Consider the following 16,885-nt stretch of genomic DNA (forward strand, 5'->3'; position numbering starts at 1 on the left):
ATGGTATTGAATAGGTACCGGCTATATGTATAGAAATTAAAATATATTTTTATTCTATTTTTTTTTGTAAAATATTACCCCCCTCAATACGAAATAGCCAAATTGAAGGGTGAGTAAAAAAGGGCTGAAATGCCCATTAATAAAAGGTTAACCGGTAAAAAAGACGGATATTTAAAAAATTTCCAAACGTCCGAGTTTTACTATTAGCTACCATTTTACTACCATTGAAATAAGTTTATTTTTGATATTCAGCCCCTTTTCGGGGCTTTTTGTTTTAGTGAATATATAAAATTACTATTCTCTGCAAAATACTTGTAATAAAGGGTTTTGGTGTTTCCACGCTTAGCAGAATAATAAATGCATCCACTGAAAAACACAACTTCTTCTTATTTATCCTAAAAATAGCAAAAAAAGTGCTTTTTTAGAGTTGCGGTTGCAGTTGGGGTTGCATTTGGGGTTGCAAAACCCGGTTTTTTGAGTCGCTTTCAGGTATATATAAGGGCTGAAAAACACACAAAAAAGATCAGTTTTGAATTATTCAAAGGGGTATAGGGACACCGGATTTTATAGTCGGACTTCTGGTAACCAGCAATTTAGAACATTGTATTAAATCGAACACTTGCTTTCACTATTGCTATGGCAGAAATCTCACTTATTTTAAAGTCTTTTGGTTGGTGATGTTGATTCTGGCTCACTAATTTTACATATTCATTTCCGAGATCTGATTTCTGAACATATTTAACAGTTACATATTCTTCATGCCCCTTAGTAAGAATACTTAATAAGTACATCTCACCGAAAAATATATCATCAACCGTAATTTGTTTGTATAAAATGATATCGCCTGACTTTAAAAGCGGATACATACTATCTCCAGTTACATTAATAGCACCATCACATTTTGGTAAGTTGGGAATTTTAATTGTTTGTAGGGCTTTTTGAGGAGTACCACTGTCAAATAGTTCCTGTAGCCCGGCCGCTGCTGAAAAATCATAATAAGGCACTTCCTGATCTTCAATGATGCCATCTTTGGTCTTCCTGTTTACATTCAAGGGTGTTATAACTAAGTTTTCCTGTTTTAGCATTTCTTCCTCTCCTCCAATAATCCATCGAAAATTAAATATTTCAGAATATTCTGAATTGTATAATTTATCAAAAAAATCAAAACTTGGCTTGGATTTGCCGCTTAGAATATCATATATGGCCTGTGACCTATTGTATTTCAGCCTTCTCGCAAATTCATTTGGTTTAATATTCAAATAATCAATCATTTGCTGTAATCTTTCAGAAATATTTGTATTTTCTCCCATTTTAATTTTTTTATTCAGAATTATCTGTATATATTTGTCAGGACATTTGAACAAAAGTATAACAAAAATTTGATTTTATCATGGAAAATAAGGAAAAAGAAAAAATTAATTATGGCGACTACCAGTTACTTGGAGAGTTGTTAAGCGCCTCTTCAGATGCCGCACGTAAGAGATACAAACGAAACGAAAGTGAGGCAGTAAAAGCAATGTATATGATACAAGAAAACCGGAAACAATTTATTGAAAGCTACAGAAAAAGCTTACAATCCGGTCATTAAAGAGAGTATTAACGAGTTAAAAAAAGAAGATTATGCCACGCAACTGGGGAAATATATTAGTAGTAACAAAAGATGAACTTATCCCAAGATATTATAACTGCATGAGTACTTTAAAATCTGAAATCCATAGATATAAAGATTTACCCTATGGAATCAAAAAAGTTCAAAAGGGAGGTAACGGAAGACAGATGTATATTGACTTTGATAGCCTTTCAAAAGATGTACAGGACAGTATCGGTGATCCACGAAAAATGCACCATCCTTTAATTCAGTTTTTCCAGTTTGATCCTAAGGCAGTTCGATATTTTACAGATTATAGGTTTGAGGATGGAACCCCGCTGAAAACAAATTTTAAAGAGGAGTATATTATTAATGCCAGTGTCTTAATTGCCGCGGAAAAATTGAGGATTGCGCGCTTAACGGAATGGAAAAAGCTAAATAAAACCAATGGACGCGGGCTGCTACCCTCTATCTGTGTAGACATCACCACTTTTAATGAATATCTGCCGAAGTTGTTTGATACTTTACATACCATTCCTTCTTCCTACAGAAGATTTGATACTATGTGGAAATCATTTTTTAACTCATTTGAGGAAGGTTTTAATTATGAAAGTATTATTTCGAGAAGACTTCAAAATCAGAACCGAAAAGTAATGACGGATGATATGATCGCATTGTTAAACGATATGTTTGCCGGTCAGGAGCATAAGCCAACACGTACAGAGGTTGCCCAGCAATACAAAGCGTTTTTAAGTGGTCAATTAGATGTTATTTCTAATGTAACGGGTGAAATATACGACCACACAGAAATGACAAAATTTAGGGCCATTTCTGACCGTTCCATTATCGCGTGGCTGGGCAAATGGGAAAACAAGATCGGAACTCACGCTAAAAGATCTGGAGACCGTCAGAAGTTAATGCAGGAATTTATTCCTTGGCATAAACTGGAAAAAATTAAGGAAGCGGGAACACTAATCTCTATTGACGATAGGCAACCACCTTTTTTATATGATGAAAACAGGAGTAGGGTTTGGTTTTATATGGGTATTGACGTAGGAAGCGAGGCATGGACTACATGGGTATGGGGCAAAGATAAAAAAGGGATCATCATCGAATTTTACCGTCAGATGGTCAGAAACTATACGGAATGGGGCTTTAACCTTCCTTTAGGCTTGGAATGTGAAAGCTCATTGAACAGCAGTTTTAGAAATACGTTCCTGCGTAACGGGACTATGTTCGACCATGTGAATATTTACGCCAACCGGGCAAGATCAAAAGTAGTTGAGCGAAAATTCGGCGAGCTTAGATACAGGCATGAAAAAAGTCACTTAGGGTGGATGGCAAGACCACACGCAAAAAAAGAAGATAATCAGAAAAGCGCAGAAAAAGAAGTCGTTATTCCTTTTGATGCAGTTGTAGATCAGTCTTTAAGTGATATTGAAACATGGAACAATATGCCTCACTCAGTACATACGGATAAAACACGCTGGGAAGTATTTTGCGAAATGCAGAATAAAAACACACAGCCAACGAACTGGGAGGCTTTTCTACCTCACATTGGAAAAGTGGAGACCTCAAGCTGTAGAGCTGGAATTATCAAGTTCAGGAATACAACATTTGTTTTAGGAATAGACGGTGAGATTGCATTAGACGAGGACTTGATCAGATTGATGAAATATGTTGACGGAAAAGAATTTACCATTTACTGGCTTGACGGAAACGACGGGAATGTTTTAAAGGCAATGATTTATTATGATGAAACAATGCTCTGTGATCTGGTACCGCACCCCAAATATTCAAGATCAATACACGAAAGAGACGCAGAGGGAGATTATAACAGGGAATTGATGTCTGCCTACGAAAATACGGTTAACAACTTTATGAGACTTCGCAAGCGTGAAATAGAAAAAGTGACCATTATCGATAACCGCAAAAAAACACTTAACAACAAGTTTCAGATTCCGGGAAGAAAAAGATACACTCCCAATAAGGAAACCCCGAAAGAAGTGGTTCAGGAAATAGAGGAAACAGAATATAATTATAATGCAACGACTTCCACAAAATCAAGACGTTGGGGTTCAAATTTTAGATAAAAAACACAATACAAAAAGATGGAAATTACAAAAGAATTAAAAGAAAATATACGGACCGCAATGCTTAGCGGTAGAGAAAATTTCGGAGGTTCCGATATTGCTTATGCAAGATCATTAGGCATTGACGGATCGGTTTACAACAAAATTGAAAACGGAGAAATTGAAAAAGTTATTTCTACGGGGCAATGGCTCAACATAGGCCGTAAATTTCAGGTGAGCACCTATAAAAGTGAGTGGAAAGCAGCCATTACAGAAGTTTATATTGAAATGGAAGACAACTTCAATTTCTGCCAGCAAAATCAAACCTCAATGATATTAGTTGATGACTGTGGTATCGGAAAAACATTCTGCGCGAAAATTATAATCAGTAAAATGAAAAATGCTTTTTATCTGGATGCCTCACAATCTCAGACTAAAATACGACTGATCCGTCAACTTGCCACCGTCTTGGGGTGTGATACAACCGGAAAATATTATGATGTACTGGAAAACGTAAAATATGCGATCAACATTTTAGAAAACCCTTTTATCTGCATTGATGAAGCCGGAGATTTGGAATATAATGCCTATTTGGAACTTAAAGGAATTATCAATGCCACAGAAGGTAATTGTGCATGGTTTATGATTGGTGCGGATGGTTTACGATCAAAGATTACCAAAGGGATCAATAATCACAAAGTAGGTTTTGCCGAAATATTCAGCCGTTTTTCTGATGATTTTGTGACATTGGTTCCCCGGAATCCTGAAGAAAGGAAAGAGTTTTATGTAAAGCTGTTTGGGGATGTGGCCTTTGTTAATCTCGAAAATAAAAAAGAGGTTAACCAAATCGTTAAAAGATGTATGGTGAAAGTAGACTCCCCATACAAAAGCACACAAGGACAGCAGGACGGAAGAATAAAATCACTGAGGTATTTAAAAACTATTGTTAAAGTAAGGAAATAATGAAAGCGTTATCAGTAAAACAAGCGTTTTCCATTGTGTTTAAACTGTTTGAATTTACTGGTCTTTGGCTTCAGGCTTTTGGAAAACCGGAAATCACCGGTTTTTGGTACTTAGGAGGAGGAGAAAAGAACGGTAAATCAACTTTTGCCATGATGCTGGCTAAATACCTTACCACATTTGGAAAAGTACTTTATATATCCGCAGAAGAAGGATTATCAAAGGATATTATTGCCGCTATGAAATTTGCGGGTATATCAGATAAAAACAAAAATTTCAACATTATGAATTACGAGCCATGGGAACAACTTCAGGCTCGTTTTAGCTCCCGTAAATGCGCTAAAATTATCTTCATAGATAATTCAACGGTTTACAGGGACGAAATCACCCGAAAGATGATTGCAGAACTTAAGCAAAATCACGCTAATAAATTAATTATAATGGTTTGTCACGAGGCCAAAGGATTACCGGACAATGCTTTGGGAACAACTTGGAGGAAACTGGCAAAAATCATTATACAGGCGGAAGGCTTAAAAGCCATTATCTCCGGCAGATGTCCCGGAGGAACATTGATGATCAATGAAGAAAAAGCAAATCTTTATTGGGGAACGGAAAATAACAAAAATTAGAATTAAAATGAACAACGATATATTATTAAAAATTCTACAACTGGACAGTCTCGTCAGGTTTTTAGACTGGGGCGAGCGGGTAAGAATCCATTTGTACAGAGAAGGCATATTTAACTCAACAACTCCAAAAATTCTGGCAGCGTATGAGTGGGTAATCAACGAAAGCTGGGAACCACCGGTGATGCATTACGGAGAAGACCGATTTCAATATTTTCATGATCCTGAGCTGGATATGTGGGTGGAGAATGAAAATTATCTGAACTATTTCCCGGAATATAAAGAGGAATTAAACAAACTAAAATTTTAACAATGGAAGTAACAGAAATATTAGACGAAATTTTAAAAAATTATAGTAATGCCAATACCATATCCATGCAAATAGAAGCGCACCGAAAAAATATAGAACTTCTGTCTGGGGAATTAAAAAAATCCCGTGATGATGGTTATAGGGATGGCAAGAAAGATGGTAAAAAAGAAAAAGTAGAAAGCCTAATCCAAAAAAATTAAAAATACACATTATGAATATCGATGACCTTTTGGGAAAACCAATTAACGAATTGACGGTGGGAGAAATAGAAGCCGTTTCAAATCACAAGAAAAAATTAGAAGCTGCCCAGCTGGAAAGAGAAAGACGCGCTTATGAGGCGGAACGCGACACCGATATGGGAGAACTTATTGCACTGGCGATGGAAATTGAAAATAAATCCAATTTACTAAAGCAGCTTACCCATGACAAAATGGAAAAGCATCAGGAGAAATTAAATGAGTACGGAAAAATCCGAAGCAACTCAAAAGGCGGATTTTCTCTAATGCACAGTGATAAAACCATAAGAATTAAACGCCGCAGGGATACACAGCCAACATGGGACGAAAGAAGTACAAAGGCTTTAGAATTGATCCACTCATTTTTATATGATACCGTTAAAAAACGCGACAAAGATTTATTTGAAATGTTGATCGGGTTTTTAGTTAAAAACAAAAAGGGTGACCTGGACTATGCCAGTGTAATGAATTTATTAAGCCACGAAGCCCGTTTCGAGGACTCAAGATGGAAAGAGGGTTTAAGGCTCTTAAAACAGAGTTACAGTAATTTTCTGAAGGGTTACCAATACGACTTCGAAAAACAAAATCCTGAGGGTAGATTTGAACGAATAGAACTTAATTTTTCGGCTCTGTAATTGTACTACATTTTTAACGTTTATTATTATCGGAAATATTCCGAATTTATCAAAATGAAAAATACCATAAATTAAATACAAAAATAATGGTTGATTTAAATTAAACTCCCTTATTAGTTCAAACTAATAAGGGAGTTCTTTTTTTATACTTTTATCCGGAATGTTCTTATTTTAATCTTACAATCACATCATAAGTAAACATTGATGGGTTCCAGTTGTTTCTACTGCAAACAAATTTATATAAATCGTATGCCTGTTGAATATTTGTGATCCCTCCCAATTCGTAAGTTTCTTTTTTTGCTTGATTGAAATATACTGCTGTTTTCATTTCTAACTGATGATTTTGATATTAAAAATGTTATATTGCTAACTATCAGAGCAAATATAAAAAATTCTTTTTATATTTTGCATGAAATTAAAAGGAGCTGCCTAAATTTTCAGGCAACTCCAGTTATACATCTGGGGTAATAAATTCGTCCATTCAAAAAAGTTGTCAATTTTAACAGCTATGTTGTGGTCACTGAACCTAAAAAAGATAATTAATACCTAATTGGAAATTAGTGTTTTTTGAATTTTCTCCCAGTCCATACTTTAAAGTATCAGTTATACCGGCAATATAACGAGCATTGACTCCTATGTTTTGTGTAAATCTGTATCCTAGCCCAATCCCCGCTCCAAAATTAAAGTTTTTTAATGAATCTTTATTATTTGCTTTATTAGTTTGACCATTAATATCACCTTTCACTTGGGCATTGACAAGGAGCCCAAATTCGGGGCCTGCTTCCAGATAAAATTCAGGAGTGGCATTGTATTGCACCATTAAAGGAATATTTATGTAACTAAGGTTTTGCTGCATGTTCTTTATTGCATAAGTGGCCAATTCATAATCACCTTTTGCTTTTGCTCCTTGTTGGCTATACACCACCTCAGGCTGAATACTGAATGCGTCAGAAATTGGGACATTAACAAATCCTCCGGCATAAAATCCGACTTTAGATTTGGTATCACCTCCCGATATACTAGAAAGGTTACCTCCGACTTTAATGCCAAATCTTGGTCCGTCTGTAGATTGTGCAAACGTCATAGTTCCGATGACTATGCATAAGCTTAGTAATTGTTTTTTCATAAGATGGGTTTTATAATTTTTAATAGTTTAAATAAGAAAAAAAGGGATAGCACATTGAAAAAATCAATGTGCTATCGCTAAGTACTTAATTACTGTATTCTATTTCCTCCAAATGTTCTTTAACTATATTATGATATTTCTTACCGTCTGGTTGTTGCATAAATTTTTCAACAACTTCATTCAAGGCTTCAATATCTCCTTTAGCTTTCAAAAATATGGTCAAATATTTAAATGTTTCGACAGCTGTTGATCTAGTAAAATCTCCTTTTATCAAACTCTTCATAAGACCTTCATCTGTTAAGCGCTTATCAATTTCAGGTAAAATAATATTTTGGATAAGATCTATTATATTTGAAATAATCTCACATAAATTACCTTCTGGTTGAATCTTCCACCAAAAATCATGACCATCAGGCAGAAAATCTCCAATCCTAGCTTGCCATTGGGATGACCATACATCCGGTACTTTTGAATTATCATAATCAAAATCTACAACTTTTCCTAAAAGATCTGAATATACACCAAAATTAATTGTGAGTTTTACTTCATCTTTATTACCATCTTGGCTTTTTTGAAAATTTATAATTCCAAAATTGTTATCTGACTTTAAGTGAAAACTATTCCCTTTTTTACTATAACCTTTTTCCTTGAGAAATGGCGTAATAGATTTTATAATTTCTTTTAAAATGTCCATAATATTTATTATTTAGTGGCTTTTCTAACAACTTGTACTGGGTATCCATTGTTTCTGAGCCAATCATCCTTCAATCTTTGTAATGTATGATAGCGTGAACTACCAACTTTAGTTTCAATTCCACCTAAAACCTCTCCATCAGAATTTCTAACTTCTATATCCATAAAACGTTTGCCATATGGCGTTTTTTTGTATACTTCAGTAGATACAGTTCTACCTTCTGCTTTTAATGATGCGGCTAGTTCATCTCTAAAGGCATTTCCAGCATCTCTATTAGATTGAACTAATGATTTAGTGAACGTAGACTCACCTTGATAGCTGAATTTAGGTGTTTCCTTATAGATTGGTATTGTGGTTGCTCCTTCATCGGCAAGCTGGTAACCAATAACTTCATCAGCATATCCACCATTAACATCTCCAATTATAAGATTCCCTATCTGTGGCTTTGGCGCTGTTACCCCAACAGTGGTCGTTTTCGGAGTATTGTTCAGCGTCCATTGACTTCTTCCTGCTTGGATAGGCGCATTTTTTAAAATCGTTCCTTGTGGAGCGCCTGTGGCAGCTGCTTTTACATTGGCCGCAACCTGTTGAATTCCTCCAACGACTCCACCTGCAACACCTCCCACTACTGCTCCTGACAAGCCACCTACCAATGTTCCTTCTACTACATCTTCACCAAACATTACAGAGGTTGCAAATCCGTTGATTGCCCCAGCGGCGGCTCCTCCGGCCGCTCCGGCAATCGCCCCGCCTAAAACACCGCCTTGTATTCCCGCAGCGGCTGCCGCGGTGGCGGCAGAAGCACCTACAGCAGCACCTACACCTCCGGTAAATGCTCCAATGGCTCCACCCATTGCAATTTTGCCCCAAGTGGCTCCCCAGTTCCATTTAGCAGGGTTATATGATCCGTTCGCTTTTACACCTGTAACATAGGCTCCTATAACAGCTCCTGCAACAATCCAGAAAAACTCCCCGTTCGGATCATTATACATTAGCGGATTATTCATCACATACCCATACCTGTTGTAAATTTGGGTATTAAATGGTGCTTGGAGGTTCTCATCAGCATTTAAAAACCTTCTGAGCAGTGGATCGTAGAGCCTTCCGTTCATATGGATGATCCCTATTTCCGAAAAATACTCATGACCCGTATATCCACGGTCTATTAATAGCAGCGTACTATTGATTATATTTTTATCTGTTACAATAGCCCCGTTGGTTTTCTGAAAGTGCGTCAAATTGCCCCACGCATCGTAATGCCTCCGCTCGATAGGCTTGCCCTTATCAGAAGTAATAGCCAGAATACTTCCTAAATAATCCTTATGCAAAAACCTGTAAGAACCAGTAGCTTCTGTAAAGTCTTTCAAATATACAATATCAGATTCATATGGAGAATCCCCGATATAAATAATATGCTTTTCTTGGCCTGTGGCATTGTTTTTCACTACTTCAAAGGTTCCTTCTTCACTGTATAATTTTGTGAATTTTCCGTCACTTCCGCTGCTGAAATTCCCTCCATATGTAGCTCTCTGTCTCATGGCAGTTAACCCGTACTCGAAGCTGGCATCTCCTTTTTCACCGTCGATGAATACAGGATCATTATTTTCATTGTAATTAACAGACTGGATTAGATCATTATTGTAGTTCTGCGTTCCTGCCGCATTTAGGGTCATTCCGGTAGGTTGGTAGATCTTGCTGGCATCATCATATTTAATAACCCCTACCTGATCATTTTCCATAATTCTTCCTTTGATATCATAGATATTTCTGTTGACAGGTGGTTTTATTCCTGTTACAGGGTCGGTCCAGTTTACCAGACGGTTATTATCATCATAATCAAAAGATTCAGTTATGTTAAAGAGTACGTTTTTCCTAAAATTCAATTCATTTCTGATCGCATTAAAGGAATACTGAATATTGAGCATAGGCATTGATCCCTCTGTTAAATGCTTAATTTCCTGAAGCATCCCTGTGGCATCATTATAGGTATTATTTATCACGGTATTCCCCAGTCGTGATGTCAGTACCTGAGCCCTGGCATTGGTCTGTTGAAGTTCCCATAAAATTTTTCCTGAATTATGATCTTTCACCTGATAGAGCTCACCGTTCCATGGGTTATAAAGATTTTCAATAGAAACTGTCGTTATTATCCCTGAAGACTGTATTTCTTTTTCATAAGAACTTACTCTTCCTTGGTTGTCATAAATTACATTTTTGTGGGAAAAGATAGCTTCAGGGGTTTGCTGGGTAGAGGTAATAACTCTTCCCTGAGGATCATAGCCTTTCGTATTATTATATTTTTTCCCATTGGAGATTCCCATTTTCTGGATAAGCCTTCCATTATTGTCATAAGAAAAGTTTATTGTTTTTTCAGTTTCATTTCCAGTTGTAGAATTCTCAGCTTGGAAGATCAGCTGGCCCAGAGCATTATACTCATATCTTTTTTCTCCCTTGGGGCTTATAATTTTGGACAATGTCCCCATATAGCCTTTGTATTCGTACTCATACACTCCATTGGAAGGATCTTCCATCCGTACTTTATTTCCCCATTCATCATATAATGTGGTCACAATATTTTCTTCATACTGCGCTTTGACCTGCTGGCCTGCCGCATTATAAGAGAACTGCACTTCTCCTCCTTTATCTTTAGATGAAATGGTATTTCCTAAAGCGTCCATCGTCTGGGAGGTTATTCTTCCATAGTCTGCCGGATTTGTTTCCTTTAGAGTCGTGGTAAAACCTGAAACAACAGTCTCAGTCTGCTTTCCGGTAAAGGCTGTGGCATTTACTTTTGCAGGGAATACGCTGTCGTCATACGTGATTGTATTCCACTGGCTGGCACTCTGCCCTTCAAAATAGGGCTCCGATTCTTTAATTTTCCTGCCCAATACATCATACTGAACTTCTTTAGATGCATACTGTCCCTGCCCAAAAGCTTTGGCAGAACTTTTATATTCCTGTCCCAGTTTGTTCGTGAAAATCTTGGAGACATCGCCATCGGAGTCATTTCGGGTAAGAGTTACATTATACAGGTTGTCTTTTTCGTACTGATAGGTAGTAGTGCCTAGCAGGCTGGAAGCAGCACTCAACAGCTTACCCCATGCATCATAGGTGTTTGTTATGGTGTTGCCATTAGGGTCTGTCTGGGTTAGCAGTTGTCCCCAGGTATTGTAGGTCATTCCAGTTTGCAGCCCGAGGTTATCCGTTTTCTTAACAAGAAATCTTCCCTGTGGGTCATACTCAGCTACCTCAGTTTTTGAATTGCCATCGAATCCTGATGTCGTTTGTTTTGTTGTAATATTTCCAAATCCATCATAAGAATATTTTTCTACAATAGCATTGCCGGAATTAGATCCGGGAAAAAATGAAGTGGTACTTAAAAGATTGTTTTCATAGGCATATGTCGTAAAGTTATTTTGAGTGTCACCGTAAGCCTCTATTTGTTCACGCTTGTTTGCCGGTCTTCCCACATAGTAATCTGCTCCTATACCACCTATATTGTTCTCATAATCGAACTCAGTGGTAGAGACACCATACCCATAATTGGTATTAACTTCTGTTTTGGAGGGTAGATAATAGTTTTCGTAGGTGGTGAGTTTCTGCGTAAAAGTTCCGGTTAAAAAGTCTTTTGTTTTTGTAGCTATAGGAACAGCAGCAGTAACAACTTTGCTTTTATATGCCTGTGGTACAGATGCAACTACCTGCCCGTTGAGCAGCTTATCTATCTTGTATGTGGCAGATTCAAAGCTTAATAGCTGGGTATTGTTCTCCGAAATATCTAACGGGAAAATATTGTTTTCATTGTTCGTTCTAATGCTCCATTCTTTTACCGGAAGTCCTTCATTAATAGGATCAATTTCTGACCCCGACCAGATTTTGGTATTTTCAAATCCATTGGCATACCATGAAGAACGGGCGATCTGATGGTAACCAATCCCTCTTTTTCCTTGTAAAGTCCCAGTCAGTCCCCTGTAGCGGAAGTCCTGCTTCCTTCCTTCTTGCTGAAGCTGTGATACCGCATAGGTCTGATCTACTCTGCTTAAAGAATAATAAGGATAAAATTCTTTCTTTACTTTATTGTAAAAATTGGGATTAGTGGTATTATTGGGAATCACCTCCTGATAGTCTACCGAAGTGGTGACCCCACCTTGGGTAATTGAGCTCACTCTGGCTAATTCGGAAAGCGGAGTCGGACCCTTTATTTTTTTTAGATTTTGTTTCCAGTATAAAAAGACATTATAATAATTATTCCCTGATTTTATAGGACTCGTGAGAGGGGAAAACAATGTAAGGTCTGTCATATCCGGGGTGCCATATACTGGGCTTTGAAATAGCCAGTTGGGTGTGAAATTTGGGGTTCCGTCAGACTCAGACCCGTTGGCCATTTTAGCGCTTACGATATATCCGAAATCTCTATACCCATTTCCATTTAAAGGATTTATCTGATTGTATGAGAAAACCTGAACTATATCAGATTTCCCATCTTTATTCATGTCAGTAACAGAAAAGAAATATTGTTTGGCAAATTTTGCATAATTACCTGTCATTTCTTTCTGAAACTTTCTATAGGTGAAAAATTCTTTTTTCAGGAAAGGAGCAAATCCGTTATCTGTTCCCATATAAAATCTCCAGTCATCTGGTTTTCCTACGGCATAATCAGTAATGGGAATGCTAAAATCAAGTTTTCCATCGCCATTATAATCTCCAAACAATACTGGGAATTCAGGATCTTTATTTTCTAACAGGTTCCCGGAATACCGTATTTTCTTCTCATATTGGTTAGTACCATAGGGAACAAGTTCAAACACGGTATATTGAGAACCCGACACACTTATAATATCTACTTTCCCGTCTCCGTCAATGTCTGTATATTTCTGATCAGGATATGACAACTCATTGATCGCTGTAACAACAGAACCAGATGGTGTACTTGGAGACTTAAGGTCTACCAGATATACAGTTTGGAAACCGTTGGGAGCATTATCTCTAATAAAAAGATCAGGTATACCATCACCATTGATATCTCCAACATCGAGAGTGAAGCTGTCATCATTTGAAGGGGAGCCGGGGATATTCAGATTTCTTTCAAATACCTTTACAAAAGCATTATTCCTAAAAATATACCCTAAAACTTTGCCGTTTTTATATTCAACAACACCATTACCATTATAAACCTGACCTTCTTCATCTATTAGCGGGCTGGCCACCTTAGCGTTAGCGCCAAACACTTGACCCGTAGGAATGCTTGAAAAAGTTTCATTGAAGGCCCCCAGCTTTATAGTACCGTTATTCATTATGAAATCCAGATAAGAATCACCATTAAAGTCACCTACCAATTTTACATTATCAAAAGGATCGGGTTCGGCAGCATATTCTGCATAAGAAGAGCTTACCATAGCTGGATAATTTAGAGTAACATCATTGGCCGGCTCATCATTGGTATTGTACTCAGTAATCTTATTAGCAAACTGGTAACTTGTTCCATTATTGGTGTAGCCTATACTGTATCTTTTGAATTGGTTGTTATTCGTGGTTACCTTAATCTCAGAAAGAATTTTACTTTGATAATACTTAATTCCCTTGATATAAGATTCTTCTTTTAAATCCCTATCGGTATAATTGAATTTAATTGCGTTGATATGGGGCGTATTTAGATTTTTATTTCCACCCCATTTTATAGCATCCAGAATGGTAATTTGATTTCCAATGCTATAACTATAACTAATATAGTTTCCCTGTGGATCTTTCCATTCGCTTATATTATACTCAAGTGAAGTTTTTGCGGCCAAATCTTGGCCATATATGGCTTGGGAACCATCCTCAAAAGTAATTTCCCAGTGATCCGGGCCTTGCCAGGCTTGTGCAGCAATAACGGATCCCACCGATTTAATTTTGATATTGGAATATTTCTCCGTCACATATTCTGCTCCATCCCTGCCGTATTCTCCGGATTTCAAAATCAACCGTTGCCCGTTGAAACTGTAATAATCAGAGTAGTCCAGTTGGATTCCCTTTACAGCTTCGGCAGTCTCTAAATTCTTCGTAATTCTATTGATTGATGTTATTCCGGAGATACTCCATCCATATCCCGCAATGCCGTTTCCAGATTCACTTGTGTAAACCAAATTAATTTTGGGAGTTACACTTTTTATCCCCGGAGGTACGTCGATGGGTAATGAGAACTGGAGTTCTCCGCCCCGTGTGACTTCAATATTGCCCTCAGTATCGTGAAATTTCGGTGTCGTTTGTGAAAAGCCAAACACAGAAACAAAAGATAATATAAGGGATGAAAAAAATTGTATTTTCTTATGGTGATACTTTTTCATGATGCATTATCTTTTTGTGATGTTTTTACTGAAAACTCGTCCGTCCTTTAAGGTAAAACGCAGCACATATACTCCCCAGTCATAGCCTGTCATATTAATTTTAATCTGACGATTCAGTCCTGGAAAATTCTGTTGCTGGAATTTCCAGTGTGCCGTACTGTGCTGATATAGCGAGACGGATTCTACAAGATTATCTGACTCTTCAGTCCAATCGATCGTAAGAACATCGTTTACGGGCACAGGATAAAGTCTGATCTGTTTCCAAAATGTTTTTTCATCCATCACTTGTGAAGTTGCTAATAAAGTGGTTTTGGATTGGTTAGAAGCCTGCTTAGCGAATGAATCGGGACCCCGGTACCTTTGATTACCTGCCTCGTCATATTTAAAGTAAACTTCGGTTTGGGAATATCCCCAAAATCCTATTAATAAAAATAACAAGGGGAGGCTTTTCCTTCTTATAATAGCTTGGTGCTCATGTGAAAAATTGAATAGGTGGATCGTATAATCCTGTTTTGATGATATTATCTCCTTTTGCAAAGGAGCCCTCCGTATCAAGGTGATCGGAGTGGTATACTCAATAGGTATACCCCAATAAATTTGGTCCATGTGTTTTTGATATTAAAATTAGATTTGGTTGTCCCAATAAAGGGAAAAAGAATGCCTATTGGCACGTTTTTTTGACGACAGGATACGGATATCCCGAATGATAGAATGTTACATATCTTTTATTTTTAGAAATGGTGATATTTGCTGATTAAAAAATCAGGAGTTGGTACAGTTAGTTTTGAAACCTTAAGGCTTTTAAAGCCCTACACGAAAGAAATAAGTTAAAATATCTTATCGTGCATACGTAAAGATATTAAGTATCGTGAGTTACATAATTTCTTTTTTCTCATTACAATGTTTTTGTAAACTTAAGTCCTATTCATTTTTTCTGCAATCCGTAAAAAACCCATATTATCAAGGGGGGTTATACGGAATAACAATAACTTAAGTTATTTTTTATAGCATTATGATTAGGCATATAAAATTTATCATGTGAAGATAAAATGGAGAACCACCCGTCAGCCATACGGACATTTTTTCATCATTCTTGACTGGGTAGTTCTGCCATTTCCCCCTTATTAGGGGGCACACCAAACACTTCAAAACTTCATAACCATGAAACTTGATATATCAAAAAAATAAATAAGCTATTTTAATTCAGTGACAAGACCCATCACATTATAGAATGCAAAAGGCGCGGTACTGAATACAATCCGACAAAGAGGTACTGCGAAGAACCCTGTATCCAGAAAGACTCAGCCCACGCCCTATTAGAGCACGGGCGTAAGTCTATCTTTTTTGGATACATTAGAAGATTCGCAGTTTTCTTTGTCCAAATCGATAGCTTACGCTTGTGTTATCGTTAAAATTATGGGTCAAAAATAATAATTATTTTTGAATATAAATCACCGTATTTTTACGGTAATTCACAATTGTGTTTTTTAAATTGTCTGTAACTTTATATGATTGAACTCATTGAACATAGGTAACGCCAACTTGCACACAATGAGAATACTTTTTATTTTTGTATTATGGCAGAAGTAAAACAAACAAAACAGGACAAAATCATTAAGCGAAACGATCGTATTCGCAAACGCTTCGCTTTTTATACTGACACAAAACATTATGACAGTGATTACGCTTTAGACTTGTTAACAGACGAATATCTTCCACTAGAAAGAGAGACCATTTGGCTGATCATAAGAAGAACCGGACACTACAAAAATCTTTAATTATGAAAAAATTCCTATTCCTTTTATTATTTCCTTTCATATGCTTTTCTCAAACATCATTAATGGATGACGATATCTATGCCGCAGCCGGAAATGATTTTGAATGGTTAATGACAAACGTTGACACCTCAAATAAAGGAGGGCTTGGTTATGAAGGGCTTTTAACCCGAATGGGTTTTATATATGATGATAAGTATAAAGCTAATTTACATAATGAGAAATTTTGGGAAAGAAGATATTTAAAAAGTATAATATCTGGAAATGAGAAACAATCGCTAATCTATTTTAAAGAAAGTTATAAGAAGGCACCTAGTTACAAATATCCTATTATTACAAAGATGGAAATTTGGGGAGACTCTGAAAATATTATCAAATTTTATATCAATTTTTGGAGCCGTGCATTAAATTTTAAAGACACCAAGCCGGGGGAAACAGTTACCACACGTTTTTTATCTGATGTGGCTTCGTTGTCAGTGGGGACTAATGGACAGTCAAAAATAGTAGTAACTACGGCAAAAGACTATTATAAATAAT

Annotated in this window: 14 protein-coding genes; 8 read left to right on the forward strand and 6 right to left on the reverse strand. The window is 36.7% G+C overall.

Annotated elements, in window-relative coordinates:
• Window positions 1–593 precede the first annotated feature (593 nt).
• On the reverse strand, window positions 594–1,310 hold the full coding sequence (locus IW15_RS22485) for a LexA family transcriptional regulator (RefSeq protein WP_034711090.1): 717 nt from the start codon (window positions 1,308–1,310) through the stop codon (window positions 594–596).
• A gap of 80 nt (window positions 1,311–1,390) precedes the next feature.
• Between IW15_RS22485 and IW15_RS09685 the strand changes: the two genes are divergently transcribed.
• The 7 genes from IW15_RS09685 to IW15_RS09715 are packed head-to-tail and all read left to right on the forward strand — an operon-like array spanning window position 1,391 to window position 6,427.
• Entirely contained in the window at window positions 1,391–1,588 is a 198-nt protein-coding gene (locus IW15_RS09685) for a hypothetical protein (RefSeq protein ID WP_034710855.1), read from the forward strand.
• A gap of 32 nt (window positions 1,589–1,620) precedes the next feature.
• Window positions 1,621–3,681, forward strand: coding sequence for a hypothetical protein (locus IW15_RS09690; RefSeq protein ID WP_034710856.1), 2,061 nt, complete (start codon window positions 1,621–1,623; stop codon window positions 3,679–3,681).
• Between the two features lie 18 nt (window positions 3,682–3,699).
• The gene (locus tag IW15_RS09695; protein ID WP_034710857.1) at window positions 3,700–4,623 is read left to right on the forward strand and encodes an AAA family ATPase; all 924 of its coding nucleotides are present in this window, start codon (window positions 3,700–3,702) and stop codon (window positions 4,621–4,623) included.
• Window positions 4,623–5,249 carry an ATP-binding protein gene (locus IW15_RS09700; protein WP_034710858.1) on the forward strand — a complete coding sequence of 209 codons (627 nt, stop codon included), beginning with the start codon at window positions 4,623–4,625 and terminating at the stop codon, window positions 5,247–5,249. The genes IW15_RS09695 and IW15_RS09700 overlap by 1 nt, the downstream gene beginning before the upstream one ends.
• Window positions 5,250–5,256: 7 nt before the next feature.
• Window positions 5,257–5,556 (forward strand): hypothetical protein, encoded by a 300-nt coding sequence (locus tag IW15_RS09705; protein WP_034710859.1) that lies wholly within the window; start codon window positions 5,257–5,259, stop codon window positions 5,554–5,556.
• A 2-nt stretch (window positions 5,557–5,558) separates the two neighbouring features.
• Window positions 5,559–5,756: a hypothetical protein gene (locus IW15_RS09710; protein WP_034710860.1), complete on the forward strand. Its 198-nt coding sequence runs from the start codon at window positions 5,559–5,561 to the stop codon at window positions 5,754–5,756.
• 11 nt (window positions 5,757–5,767) lie between these two features.
• On the forward strand, window positions 5,768–6,427 hold the full coding sequence (locus IW15_RS09715; protein ID WP_034710861.1) for a DUF3164 family protein: 660 nt from the start codon (window positions 5,768–5,770) through the stop codon (window positions 6,425–6,427).
• Window positions 6,428–6,593: 166 nt separating this feature from the next.
• On the opposite strand, the gene IW15_RS22760 is transcribed toward IW15_RS09715, so the two are convergent.
• The 5 genes from IW15_RS22760 to IW15_RS09735 form a co-directional block, all read right to left on the reverse strand.
• Window positions 6,594–6,755 carry a hypothetical protein gene (locus tag IW15_RS22760; protein ID WP_165585177.1) on the reverse strand — a complete coding sequence of 54 codons (162 nt, stop codon included), beginning with the start codon at window positions 6,753–6,755 and terminating at the stop codon, window positions 6,594–6,596.
• A 198-nt stretch (window positions 6,756–6,953) separates the two neighbouring features.
• The gene (locus IW15_RS09720; protein ID WP_034710862.1) at window positions 6,954–7,553 is read right to left on the reverse strand and encodes a porin family protein; all 600 of its coding nucleotides are present in this window, start codon (window positions 7,551–7,553) and stop codon (window positions 6,954–6,956) included.
• A gap of 85 nt (window positions 7,554–7,638) precedes the next feature.
• Window positions 7,639–8,247, reverse strand: coding sequence for a DUF4304 domain-containing protein (locus IW15_RS09725; RefSeq protein ID WP_034710863.1), 609 nt, complete (start codon window positions 8,245–8,247; stop codon window positions 7,639–7,641).
• Between the two features lie 8 nt (window positions 8,248–8,255).
• Window positions 8,256–14,573, reverse strand: a complete 6,318-nt coding sequence (locus IW15_RS09730) for an RHS repeat-associated core domain-containing protein (RefSeq protein ID WP_051881888.1) — start codon at window positions 14,571–14,573, stop codon at window positions 8,256–8,258.
• A 6-nt stretch (window positions 14,574–14,579) separates the two neighbouring features.
• Complete coding sequence (locus IW15_RS09735) at window positions 14,580–15,011, reverse strand: hypothetical protein (RefSeq protein WP_228384336.1); 432 nt, start codon at window positions 15,009–15,011, stop codon at window positions 14,580–14,582.
• Window positions 15,012–16,353: 1,342 nt separating this feature from the next.
• Here IW15_RS09735 and IW15_RS09745 point away from each other — a divergent pair.
• A complete protein-coding gene (locus IW15_RS09745; RefSeq protein ID WP_131368536.1) occupies window positions 16,354–16,884 on the forward strand; it encodes a hypothetical protein in 531 nt (176 codons plus the stop codon).
• The last annotated feature ends 1 nt before the right edge of the window (window position 16,885 follow it).

Origin of the sequence: Chryseobacterium soli (assembly GCF_000737705.1) — a bacterium.
Classification (GTDB): domain Bacteria; phylum Bacteroidota; class Bacteroidia; order Flavobacteriales; family Weeksellaceae; genus Chryseobacterium; species Chryseobacterium soli.

What these genes read in the sequence shown, in the direction of transcription:
- IW15_RS22485 (WP_034711090.1), bottom strand. Translation starts at nt 1,310, where the DNA reads ATGGGAGAAAATACAAATATTTCTGAAAGATTACAGCAAATGATTGAT.
- IW15_RS09685 (WP_034710855.1), top strand. Translation starts at nt 1,391, where the DNA reads ATGGAAAATAAGGAAAAAGAAAAAATTAATTATGGCGACTACCAGTTA.
- IW15_RS09690 (WP_034710856.1), top strand. Translation starts at nt 1,621, where the DNA reads ATGCCACGCAACTGGGGAAATATATTAGTAGTAACAAAAGATGAACTT.
- IW15_RS09695 (WP_034710857.1), top strand. Translation starts at nt 3,700, where the DNA reads ATGGAAATTACAAAAGAATTAAAAGAAAATATACGGACCGCAATGCTT.
- IW15_RS09700 (WP_034710858.1), top strand. Translation starts at nt 4,623, where the DNA reads ATGAAAGCGTTATCAGTAAAACAAGCGTTTTCCATTGTGTTTAAACTG.
- IW15_RS09705 (WP_034710859.1), top strand. Translation starts at nt 5,257, where the DNA reads ATGAACAACGATATATTATTAAAAATTCTACAACTGGACAGTCTCGTC.
- IW15_RS09710 (WP_034710860.1), top strand. Translation starts at nt 5,559, where the DNA reads ATGGAAGTAACAGAAATATTAGACGAAATTTTAAAAAATTATAGTAAT.
- IW15_RS09715 (WP_034710861.1), top strand. Translation starts at nt 5,768, where the DNA reads ATGAATATCGATGACCTTTTGGGAAAACCAATTAACGAATTGACGGTG.
- IW15_RS22760 (WP_165585177.1), bottom strand. Translation starts at nt 6,755, where the DNA reads ATGAAAACAGCAGTATATTTCAATCAAGCAAAAAAAGAAACTTACGAA.
- IW15_RS09720 (WP_034710862.1), bottom strand. Translation starts at nt 7,553, where the DNA reads ATGAAAAAACAATTACTAAGCTTATGCATAGTCATCGGAACTATGACG.
- IW15_RS09725 (WP_034710863.1), bottom strand. Translation starts at nt 8,247, where the DNA reads ATGGACATTTTAAAAGAAATTATAAAATCTATTACGCCATTTCTCAAG.
- IW15_RS09730 (WP_051881888.1), bottom strand. Translation starts at nt 14,573, where the DNA reads ATGAAAAAGTATCACCATAAGAAAATACAATTTTTTTCATCCCTTATA.
- IW15_RS09745 (WP_131368536.1), top strand. Translation starts at nt 16,354, where the DNA reads ATGAAAAAATTCCTATTCCTTTTATTATTTCCTTTCATATGCTTTTCT.